Source organism: Hydrogenophaga sp. (assembly GCF_050182545.1).
In the GTDB taxonomy this organism is placed as follows: Bacteria; Pseudomonadota; Gammaproteobacteria; order Burkholderiales; family Burkholderiaceae_C; genus Hydrogenophaga.
This window is the reverse complement of record NZ_JBFXCD010000008.1, coordinates 109195-120324: the sequence shown is the minus strand read 5'-3', so window position 1 is coordinate 120324 and position 11130 is coordinate 109195. Positions and strand designations below refer to the sequence as shown.

General features: G+C 66.3%; 8 protein-coding genes. 6 read left to right on the top strand and 2 right to left on the bottom strand.

Features of this window, described 5'->3' with window-relative positions:
- Positions 1 to 2: 2 nt before the first annotated feature.
- The 3 genes from aceE to lpdA are packed head-to-tail and all read left to right on the top strand — an operon-like array spanning position 3 to position 6296.
- A complete protein-coding gene (aceE, locus tag AB7P10_RS10790) occupies positions 3 to 2714 on the top strand; it encodes a pyruvate dehydrogenase (acetyl-transferring), homodimeric type (protein WP_428293851.1) in 2712 nt (903 codons plus the stop codon).
- Positions 2715 to 2729: 15 nt separating this feature from the next.
- Positions 2730 to 4394, top strand: a complete 1665-nt coding sequence (aceF, locus tag AB7P10_RS10785; protein WP_428293850.1) for a dihydrolipoyllysine-residue acetyltransferase — start codon at positions 2730 to 2732, stop codon at positions 4392 to 4394.
- Positions 4395 to 4454: 60 nt separating this feature from the next.
- Positions 4455 to 6296: a dihydrolipoyl dehydrogenase gene (gene lpdA, locus AB7P10_RS10780; protein ID WP_428293849.1), complete on the top strand. Its 1842-nt coding sequence runs from the start codon at positions 4455 to 4457 to the stop codon at positions 6294 to 6296.
- Between the two features lie 64 nt (positions 6297 to 6360).
- On the opposite strand, the gene AB7P10_RS10775 is transcribed toward lpdA, so the two are convergent.
- Positions 6361 to 7713 carry a hypothetical protein gene (locus tag AB7P10_RS10775; protein ID WP_428293848.1) on the bottom strand — a complete coding sequence of 451 codons (1353 nt, stop codon included), beginning with the start codon at positions 7711 to 7713 and terminating at the stop codon, positions 6361 to 6363.
- A gap of 98 nt (positions 7714 to 7811) precedes the next feature.
- Between AB7P10_RS10775 and AB7P10_RS10770 the strand changes: the two genes are divergently transcribed.
- The gene (locus tag AB7P10_RS10770; RefSeq protein WP_428293847.1) at positions 7812 to 8741 is read left to right on the top strand and encodes a LysR family transcriptional regulator; all 930 of its coding nucleotides are present in this window, start codon (positions 7812 to 7814) and stop codon (positions 8739 to 8741) included.
- Positions 8738 to 9724: a Bug family tripartite tricarboxylate transporter substrate binding protein gene (locus tag AB7P10_RS10765; RefSeq protein WP_428293846.1), complete on the top strand. Its 987-nt coding sequence runs from the start codon at positions 8738 to 8740 to the stop codon at positions 9722 to 9724. Before AB7P10_RS10770 ends, AB7P10_RS10765 begins: the two co-directional genes overlap by 4 nt.
- Positions 9725 to 9734: 10 nt before the next feature.
- On the opposite strand, the gene AB7P10_RS10760 is transcribed toward AB7P10_RS10765, so the two are convergent.
- A complete protein-coding gene (locus tag AB7P10_RS10760; protein WP_428293927.1) occupies positions 9735 to 10280 on the bottom strand; it encodes a C40 family peptidase in 546 nt (181 codons plus the stop codon).
- Positions 10281 to 10459: 179 nt separating this feature from the next.
- On the opposite strand from AB7P10_RS10760, the gene AB7P10_RS10755 reads away from it, so the two are divergent.
- Complete coding sequence (locus AB7P10_RS10755) at positions 10460 to 11065, top strand: isochorismatase family protein (RefSeq protein ID WP_428293845.1); 606 nt, start codon at positions 10460 to 10462, stop codon at positions 11063 to 11065.
- Positions 11066 to 11130: the final 65 nt, after the last annotated feature.

Below are 11130 nucleotides of genomic sequence, written 5' to 3'. Positions count from 1 at the left end.
CGATGGCAGCGAACGACGCACTCAATGGCCGTGGCGCGGGTGATCTGGACGCACAGGAAACGCGTGAGTGGATGGAGGCGCTGGGCGCCGTGATCGAGCGGGAGGGGCCGGAGCGGGCGCACTTCCTGCTGGAGCAATTGCTCGAAGAGGCGCGCCAGCACAGCATCGACCTGCCGTTCTCCGCGACCACGGGTTACGTCAACACCATTGAGCCGGACCAGGAAGAGCGCTGCCCCGGCAACATTGAAATCGAGGAGCGTCTGCGCGCCTACATGCGCTGGAACGCCATGGCCATGGTCGTCAAGGCCAACCGCCACAACCCCGAAGATGGGGGTGACCTTGGCGGTCACATCGGCTCGTTCGCCTCGCTGGCCCACATGTTCGGGGCCGGCTTCAACCACTTCTGGCATGCCGAGAGCGAGAACCATGGCGGCGACTGCCTGTACATCCAGGGCCACGTCTCGCCCGGCGTCTACGCCCGCGCCTACCTGGAAGGCCGCCTGACCGAGGAGCAATTGCTCAACTTCCGTCAGGAAGTCGGCGGCAAAGGGCTGTCGAGCTACCCGCACCCCAAGCTCATGCCAGAGTTCTGGCAGTTCCCCACCGTGTCCATGGGGCTGGGCCCGCTGATGGCGATCTATCAGGCACGCTTCCTGAAGTACCTGCATGCCCGTGGCATCGCCAACACCGAGAACCGCAAGGTATGGGTGTTCTGTGGCGACGGCGAGATGGACGAGGTGGAGTCGCTTGGTGCCATCAGCCTGGCCGCCCGCGAGAACCTCGACAACCTGATCTTCGTGGTGAACTGCAACCTGCAGCGCCTGGACGGCCCCGTGCGCGGCAACGGCAAGATCATCCAGGAACTCGAGGGCGAATTCCGCGGATCCGGCTGGAATGTGATCAAGCTGCTGTGGGGCAGCGAGTGGGACAACCTGCTCGCACGCGACAAGGACGGCGCGCTGCGCAAGATCATGATGGACACGGTCGACGGCGACTACCAGGCCTTCAAGGCCAACGACGGCGCTTACGTGCGCAAGCACTTCTTCGGCCGCGACCCCAAGACGCTGGAAATGGTGGCCCACCTCAGCGACGACGACATCTGGAACCTCAAGCGCGGCGGTCACGATCCACAGAAGGTCTATGCCGCGTACCACAAGGCCGTGCACCACAAGGGCCAGCCCACGGTGCTGCTGATCAAGACCGTCAAGGGCTACGGCATGGGCAAGTCGGGCGAGGGCAAGAACACGGTGCATCAGACCAAGAAGCTCACCGACGAGGACATCAAGATCTTCCGCGACCGCTTCAACCTGCCGATTCCCGACAGCGAACTCCCGAAGATCCCGTTCTACAAGCCGGCGGACGATACGCCGGAGATGAAGTACCTACACGAGCGGCGCAGGGCGCTGGGCGGCTATCTGCCCAAGCGCCGCGTGAAGGCCGATGAGAGCTTCACGGTCCCGTCGCTCGAGACTTTCAAGGCGGTGCTCGATCCCACGGCGGAAGGCCGCGAAATCTCCACCACGCAGGCCTATGTGCGCTTCCTGACGCAGCTGCTGCGGGACCAGGCCCTGGGCCCGCGCGTGGTGCCCATCCTGGTGGACGAGGCGCGCACCTTCGGCATGGAAGGCCTGTTCCGCCAGGTCGGCATCTACAACCCTGCGGGCCAGCAGTACACCCCGGTCGACAAGGACCAGGTCATGTACTACAAGGAAGACAAGGCCGGTCAGATCCTGCAGGAAGGCATCAACGAAGCCGGCGGCATGAGCAGCTGGATCGCGGCCGCCACCAGCTACAGCACGAGCAACCGCATCATGGTGCCGTTCTACGTCTACTACTCGATGTTCGGCTTCCAGCGCATCGGCGACCTGGCCTGGGCGGCGGGCGATATGCAGGCGCGCGGCTTCCTGCTCGGTGGCACGTCCGGGCGCACCACGCTCAATGGCGAAGGCCTGCAGCACGAGGACGGGCACAGCCACATCCTGGCCGGCACGATCCCCAACTGCATCAGCTACGACCCGACCTTCGCCCACGAGGTGGGCGTGATCCTGCACCATGGCCTCAAGCGCATGGTGGAGAAACAGGACAACGTTTTCTATTACCTGACCCTGCTCAACGAGAACTACGCCATGCCGGGCCTGCAGCCGGGTACCGAGGAGCAGATCATCAAGGGCATGTACTACTGCAAGCAGGCGCCCGCGCTGAAGAAGGACGCGCCCAGCGTACAACTGCTGGGCAGCGGCACCATCCTGCGCGAGAGCATTGCCGCGCAGGAGCTGCTGGAGGAGGACTGGGGCGTGAGCGCCGGCGTGTGGAGCTGCCCCAGCTTCAACGAACTGGCCCGCGATGGTCAGGACGCCGACCGCTGGAACCTGCTGCACCCGACCGAGACGCCGCGCGTGCCCTTCGTGGCGGAGCAGCTGTCGTCCACCTCCGGGCCGGTGGTTGCGTCCACCGACTATATGAAGAACTACGCCGAACAGATCCGGCCCTTCATTCCGAAGGACCGGACCTACAAGGTGCTGGGTACCGACGGCTTCGGCCGCAGCGACTTCCGCAGCAAGCTGCGTGAGCACTTCGAAATCAACCGCCACTACATCGTTGTGGCCGCACTCAAGGCCTTGAGTGAAGACGGCAAGCTGCCCGCGGCCAAGGTGGCCGACGCCATCAAGAAGTACGGCATTGCTGTCGACAAAGTGAACCCGCTGTACGCCTGAACCGGAGACAACAACATGGCACAGATTGATGTGAAGGTCCCGGACATCGGGGATTTTGATGAAGTGGCGGTGATCGAACTGCTGGTGAAGGTGGGTGATGTGGTCAAGGCCGAGCAGTCGCTGATCACGGTCGAATCCGACAAGGCCTCGATGGAGATTCCCTCCAGCACTGCGGGTGTGGTGAAAGAGCTCAAGGTCTCGCTGGGTGACAAGGTGAAAGAGGGTTCGGTGGTGCTGGTCCTGGAGACGGAGGGCGCAGCAGCCCCTGCGCCAGCGGCGACCGCGCCGGCCGCTTCGGCACCCGCTCCTGCACCTGCACCTGCCAACGCGCCAGCGCCTGCTGCGGCAGGTCCGGTCGAAGTGCGCGTGCCTGACATCGGCGACTTCAAGGACGTGGCGGTGATCGAGGTGCTGGTCAAACCCGGCGACGCGATCGCACTGGAGCAGAGCCTGATCACGGTGGAGTCGGACAAGGCCTCGATGGAAATTCCCTCGTCGGCCGCCGGCGTGTTGAAGGAGCTCAAGGTCAAGGTGGGTGACACGGTGAACATCGGGGATCTGCTGGCCGTTCTGGAGGGTTCCGCCGCCGCGAGTTCCGCTCCACAGCCTGCTCCCCAGGGGGGCGAGGCAGCCAAGCCAGCTGCGGCCAGTAGCCCTGCGGCATCTGCCGCGGCCGCACCCCAGGCAGCCACCACCTCCGCACCTGCCGCCGCTGCGGCGCACAACCCCACGACAGCCCCCATCGGTCTGCCGCACGCCTCGCCCTCGGTGCGCAAGTTCGCGCGCGAACTCGGCGTGCCCCTGGAAGAAGTCAAGGGCAGCGGACCCAAGGGGCGCATCGTGCTCGACGATGTGCAGGCCTTCACCAAGGCGGTGATGAGCGGCACGGCACAGACGAAGGCGCAGGCGGCCAAGGCCCCGGCTGGTGGTGGCGGCGATGGTGCCGGCCTGGGCCTGATCCCCTGGCCCAAGGTCGACTTCGCCAAGTTCGGCCCGATCGAGCGCAAGGAGATGGGTCGCATCAAGAAGATCAGCGGCGCCAACCTGCTGCGCAACGCGGTCATGATCCCCGCCGTCACCAACCACGACGATGCCGACATCACCGAGCTCGAAGCCTTCCGCGTTGCCACCAACAAGGAAAACGAGAAGAGCGGCGTCAAGGTCACGATGCTGGCCTTCCTGATCAAGGCCTGCGTGGCCGCGCTGAAGAAATTCCCCGAGTTCAACAGCTCGCTCGACGGCGATGCCCTGATCTACAAGCAGTACTGGCACATCGGCTTCGCGGCCGACACGCCCAACGGCCTGATGGTGCCGGTGCTCAAGGATGCGGACAAGAAGGGCGTGCTGCAGATCAGTCAGGAAATGGGCGAACTGGCGAAGAAGGCACGCGAGGGCAAGCTCAGCCCGGCCGAGATGAGCGGAGCGACCTTCACCATCTCCAGCCTGGGTGGCATAGGCGGGCGCTACTTCACGCCCATCATCAACGCGCCCGAGGTGGCCATCCTGGGCGTGTGCAAGAGCCAGATGGAGCCGGTGTGGGATGGCAAGGCCTTCGTGCCGCGCCTGATGCTGCCGCTGTCGCTGACCTGGGACCACCGGGTGATCGACGGGGCCGCCGCCGCGCGCTTCAACGCGTATCTGGGCCAGATCTTGAGCGACTTCCGTCGTGTTCTCCTCTGATGCCTTGCGGGTCAGACCACCGCGCAGCGGTGCTCTGACCCCAACCGAACAAGGAAATTTATGGCACTGATCGACATTCAGGTTCCCGACATTGGCGACTTCGACGAAGTGGCGGTGATCGAGCTGCTGGTGAAGGTGGGCGACACCGTCAAGGCAGAGCAGTCACTCATCACCGTGGAGTCCGACAAGGCTTCGATGGAGATTCCATCCAGCGCGGCGGGCGTGGTCAAGGAACTCAAGGTTCAGCTGGGCGACAAGGTCAAACAGGGCAGCGTGGTGCTCACGCTGGAAGCCGAGGGCGCGGCGTCTGCCGCTCCGGCACCGGCGCCCGCAGCGCCGACGCCCGCGGCCCCGGCCCCAGCGGCTGTGCACGCATCGGCCCCTGTGGCCGCTCCGGCTGCGGCCAGCTTCGCCGGCAGCGCCGATCTGGATTGCGATGTGCTCGTGCTCGGCGGCGGCCCCGGTGGCTACTCGGCCGCCTTCCGCGCGGCGGATCTGGGGCTGAAGGTGGTGCTGGTCGAGCGCTACGCCACCCTGGGCGGCGTGTGCCTGAACGTGGGCTGCATCCCTTCCAAGGCGCTGCTGCACGTGGCCGCCGTGATGGATGAGGTCAGCCACATGGCCGACCTGGGCGTTGAATTCGGCCGCCCGGTGGTCAACATCGAGAAGCTGCGAGGCCACAAGGAAAAGGTGATCGGCAAGCTCACCGGCGGCCTGGCGGCGATGGCCAAGATGCGCAAGGTCACCACCGTGCGCGGCTATGGCGCATTCGTGGGGGCGAACCACCTCGAGGTGGAAGAAACCAGCGGCCCGGCGCAGGACAAGACCGGCAAGAAGCAGGTGATCGCGTTCAAGAAGGCGATCATCGCCGCCGGCTCGCAGGCCGTGCGCCTGCCCTTCATGCCCGAGGACCCGCGCGTGGTCGACAGCACCGGAGCGCTGGCGCTCAAGGAAGTGCCCAAGCGCATGCTGATCCTGGGCGGCGGCATCATCGGCCTGGAGATGGGCACGGTCTACAGCACGCTGGGCGCGCGCCTGGACGTGGTGGAGATGCTCGACGGCCTGATGCAGGGCGCCGACCGCGACCTGGTGAAGATCTGGCAGAAGATGAACGCCAAGCGCTTCGACAACATCATGCTCAAGACCAAGACGGTGGGGGCCAAGGCCACGCCCGCGGGCATTGAGGTGACGTTCTCGGCGGCCGAAGAAGGCGGCAAGGCGACCGAGCCGCAGGTCTATGACCTCGTGCTGCAGGCGGTGGGCCGCACGCCCAATGGCAAGAAGATCGCTGCCGACAAGGCCGGCGTGGCTGTGACCGACCGCGGCTTCATCAACGTCGACATCCAGATGCGCACCAACGTGCCGCACATCTTCGCCATCGGCGACATCGTGGGCCAGCCCATGCTGGCGCACAAGGCGGTGCACGAGGCGCACGTGGCGGCCGAGGTGATCGCCGGTGAGCTGCAGGGCAACAAGGAACTGGCCAGTGCCGCGTTCAACGCGCGCGTGATCCCCAGCGTGGCCTATACCGACCCCGAGGTGGCCTGGGTGGGCCTGACCGAGGACCAGGCCAAGGCGCAGGGCATCAAGGTGAAGAAGGGCCTGTTCCCCTGGTCCGCATCGGGCCGCGCCATTGCGAACGGCCGCGACGAGGGCGTGACCAAGCTGCTGTTTGACGATTCACCCGAGGCCCATGGCCACGGCAAGATCCTGGGCGGCGGCATGGTGGGCACGCACGCGGGCGACATGATCGGCGAGATTGCCCTGGCCATCGAGATGGGCGCGGACGCGGTCGACATCGGAAAGACGATTCACCCGCACCCCACGCTGGGCGAATCCATCGGCATGGCCGCCGAGATCGCGCACGGTTCCTGCACGGACGTGCCACCGCAGCGCAAGTAATCCAGCATCGGGAAAAGGCCGCAAGCCCTCGCGGGCTGGCGGCCTTTTTTCATGGGTGCGCGATTCAGCGTGGGGCGACGCGGCTGGCCAGTGGCGCGCTGCGGAAATCCGGCAGCAGTTTGCAGGTGTCGCCGTAGGCGGCCTCATACCCCTTGCACAGCGCCGCCACTTTCTGTGGCGTGGGCTTGTCCTTTTTGTCGATCCAGTCCAGCAGCGCCGTGAACAAGGCAGGGTACTGCGGTTCGCTGAGATAGCTGTGCTCGGACTCGTCGCTGAAGGTCTGCACCAGCAGGGCGCCGTTGCCGGCGCGCTCCACGATCTCGCGGTAGGCGGATTCGAGTTCCACGAAGGCGGTGGGATCGTTCACCGCGTGCAGCGTGAGCACGGGCACATTGATCTTCCCCTGAGGGTCGCTGTCCATCGCCAGATCGGCCACGGCGGTAGGGTCGGCGGCATAGCGTGGCACGCCCGCGTTCAGGGCCGCATCGTCCGCGGAACCCTTGTACCGCACGGTGGCGTTGCCGAACGGGTTGCGGTTGCCCAGGCGCAGCTGCGTGAGATCGCGAAACAGCCAGGTCGCCCAGTTGAGGTGGCCGATCAGCGAGCGCTCCGGGATCTGTATGACCTGGGTGATGGTGGCCAGATTCGCCTTCTGTTGCTCGGTGCGCTGGGCCGCAGGTTTGCGCACGCCCGTGCAGGCGTCCACGCGCGCGGCGAGTTCGGCGCGCGTGAGCTTTGAGTCCATGGGCAACCCTTGCCACAGCGGGTACTGCGGTTCGTCGGCGCGTGGGTGGTTCTTGCACACGTACTGATAGACCGTGCGCAGGTCGATCCGGAAGTCGTAGGCGCGCGTGCCGCCACCCAGCACGCCACTGGTGAGCAGCACGCCGTCATAGGGGCCACGCACCTGACCCGTCGGCCCGTCCACCATGGCATAGAGTTCCGCTGCCCTGGAGGCGACGGCGGCACCGTAGCTCTGACCGTGCAGGAGGGTGCGGCGGGGCGGGCCAAAGTGCCTCACGAAGATCCGGCGCACGCGTTCGGTGTCCTCGGCGGCCATGCTCACGCCGAAGCCGCCGCGCCGGTAGCTGGCACCGGCCCAGGCGTATCCCGCCTTCACTGTCACAGCCCACCGCTTGAGGTCCGCCTCGCTGCGCTCCCGTTTGGCAGGGCCTGTGTCGGCCGGGCCGCCATGGGCGTGCATGACGAGCACACCGGTTTGCGGCTTCCATCCGGATGGCAGGGCCATCCAGTAGAAGCCACCCAGACCGTCCTCGCCGGTGTAGCAGGTCGCTGCGGCCGGCACTTCGGCCGGGCAGGTACCGGGAACCGGTGGAGGCGGGAGCTGGGCGGACGAGGTCAGGGGCTGAAGCGCCAGGACGGCCAGCGCAGAGAGCGCGAAGTGGCGGATGTGCACGGTCTGTCTCCTTGTATTTGTGCGGGTCTACGGCACGATAGGGGTGAGACAACCCTGCGTCAAATATACTGAAACACCATTTTTGATACCTCTGAGATATGGAGATTCGTCACCTGCGCTACTTTCTCGCCGTCGCTGATGCTGGTCACATGACGCGCGCGGCCGAGCGTCTTGGCATCCAGCAGCCACCGCTGAGTCTGCAGATCAAGTCGCTGGAGAAGGAGCTCGGGGTGACCCTGTTCCACCGCCACCCCAAAGGCGTGTCCCTGTCTGATGCTGGCCGGCTGTTTGAACTGGAGGCGCGTCGGCTGGTGGACGACATGGCTGCGATGCGGCAGCGCATGGCGCGCGTGGCGCGGGGGGAACTCGGTGTGCTCAACGTTGGGTTCACCAGCTCGGCTGCCGCGCACAGTTTCACGCCGGAAGCGCTGCGGGCCTGCCGCCGCGCCTGGCCTGGCATTGCGCTGTCTATCCGCGAGGACCATGCCGCGGGCATTACGGAGGCGGTGGAGGCAGGGCGCCTGCACTGCGGGTTGATTCGCGTACCGGTGTCCCAGCCCGACAGCCTCACGTTCGAGACCTTGTTGCGCGAGCCCGTGCTGGTGGCACTGCCGGGGGACCACAGGCTGGTCAGTGCGCGTCGGGCGCTGAAGCTGGCGGATCTGCAGGGCGACGGTTTCATTCTTGTGCGGCAGCCGGGCGCGCCGGGGCTCTATGCCAACTTGCTGTCGCTGTGCGAGGCGCAGGGTTTTCGCCCGCGCATTGCAGCCGAGGTAGAGCGCATGGTGACGAGCCTGAATCTTGTTGCGGCGGGTGCCGGCATTGCGGTGGTGCCCGCATCCATGCAGGGGCTGCATCCGCATGCCGTGGTGTACCTGCCATTGGCCGACGGCACACCACTGGACGCGCCGCTCACCCTGGTCTACCGCGCGGCCGATGCCGTGGGACCTGCCGCGCACTTCCTCAACATCGCTCGCGAGACAGCGCGCAAGTTTCGTCCGCGCGCACCGCGCAGGCGTGCAACATGATGGTGCTGTCCCGCCGATCCGTCCTGCCGGTGCTCGTTGCCGCGTCGCAGGCGATGGTGCGGCCACAGACCGGCTGGGCGCAGACCGGTCCGTGGCCGTCGCAATCCATGCGCATCATCGTGGTCTACCCGCCTGGCGGGCTCAGTGACGGCATGGCGCGCGCGCTGGCGGAGCAGCTTTCTTTGCAACTGGGGGTGCCCGTTCGCGTGGAGAACCGCGCCGGAGGTGGTGGCAGCGTGGGCCTGCAAGCGCTGGCGCGCGCCCAACCGGATGGCCACACGCTGGCGTTTTCGGCGATCAGCCCGCTCACGCTCAGGCCTCATCGGGGTGAGCAGCTGCATGATCCGCTGCGCGACATCGAACCCGTGGCCAGCGTGATGTACACGCCGGTGCTGCTGGTGGCAACGCCAGCATTCGCTGGCCGCACATTTGACGCGCTGGTGCAGTTGGCGCGCGCGCGGCCCCGGGCCTTGCGCTGGGCAACCTCCGGCATGGCCACGGCGGGCCATCTGGTGCTGGAGCAGGTGCAACTGGGCAGCGGCATTGCCGTCACCCATGTGCCCTACAAGGGCGGGGGACAACAACTCACGGACGCGCTGGGTGGTCAGTTCGAACTGCTGTCCACGAACGTGGCGCCGGCGCAGCTGCGCTACATCGAGGCCGGGCGTCTCACGCCGCTGGCGGTGGGGGCTCCCCAGCGCCTGGACGTGCTGCCCCGGGTGCCCACCTTCGAGGAACTTGGCCTGCCGCATGCCAACGTCGCGTCGCTCTTCGGCCTGTTTGCGCCAGGAGGCACTTCGCCAGCGCTGCTCGACCGGCTGAACCTGGAGATCAACCGCGCACTGGAGGTACCGGCGATCCGCGACCGGCTCGTGGCTTCGGACAATCTGCCCGTGATCGGCGACCGTGCAACGTTCTCGCGCCGCATTGCGCAGGAGTGGGTCAGCAACCGGCGGCTCGACCGCACCAGCATCAAGCCATGAAGGATCGGGTTTATTGCTCGGCCGTGTTCACGCGCCGCGCGCCGTTGAAGCGCTTGTTCCAGTAGGCCAGACGCATGTCCTCCACACGCACCTGCGCGCCGGTGCGTGGTGCGTGGATGAACTTGCCGTCGCCGACGTAGATGCCGACGTGGCTGAAGGCCCGGCGCATGGTGTTGAAGAACACCAGGTCGCCCGGCTTGAGTTCGCTGCGGTCGATGGCTTGCGTGGCCGCGGCCTGCTCGTCGGAGCGGCGCGGCAGGATCTTGCCCAGCGACTGCTCGTAGACGGCACGCACGAAGCCGCTGCAGTCGAAGCCGCTGGCGGCGCTGTTGCCACCGTACTGGTAGGGCACATCCAGGAACGCCAGGGCATTGATCACCAGGCTCGAAGCCTGGTCGCTCACCGTGCTGCGCGCTTGCTGAACCTGCTGTCCCAGGCGCGCAATCACGCCCTTGTCGCTCAACAAGGCATCCATGTCCTCGTAGGCAACGCCACCGGGCGCAGCGTGTGCCGCAGCCGAACAGGTGAGCAAGAGGGCGGACAGCCAGCGGATCATGCCCGGCAGGGTATCGGCACCTGGATGGGAAGTCAAGCGAGAAATGGGCTCCAAGTCATTGATTCACAACAAGTTTGAGGGTGCGCCTCCCGCGTCGCCGTGCCCCTGGCTGCCTGTGCAGGACGTCGCCTGCGAAAATGCCAGCGCCCAACCCGAACCCTTCGCCACGAAAGAACCCCATGCTGCTGGAAGCCTCCGATTCCCAACTTGTGCTGGTGGATTACCAGGCCCGCCTGATGCCTGTCATCCACGAAGGTCCGCAGGTCCTGGGCAATGCCATGCGTCTGGCGCGCATGGCCCGCTTGATGAAGGTGCCGGTCTGGGGCACCGAGCAGAACCCCGACAAGCTCGGCACCAACCCGCCCGAATTGCGCGAGCTCTGCCAGAAGACCTTGTCGAAGATGCAGTTCGGCGCGGCGACCGATGGCCTGGTCGACTGGCTGCGTCCACCCGCACGACCGACACCCGGGAATGCGCGCAGCCTGCCCCGGCACCTCCAGAAGCCGCCAGCGGCACCCCCCACCGAGCGCCAGACCGTGCTGGTGGCAGGTTGCGAGGCGCACGTCTGTCTGCTGCAGACGGCGCTCGGGCTGATCGAGCAGGAATTCGACGTCTGGGTGGTCACGGACGCCTGTGGCTCTCGCACCGAGCGCAACCGCGACGCGGCCTTCGACCGGCTGGCCGCTGCGGGGGCCGAACTGGTGACCACGGAGATGGTGGCTTTCGAGTGGCTTCGCACGGCCGCACACCCGGCTTTTCGTGACGTGCAGGCCCTGATCAAATGAAGGCTTGGAGGCGCGGCGCATGCGGGCGCCGCGTCAGTGTGGTGCAAGCCGGCTGCTCATAATTA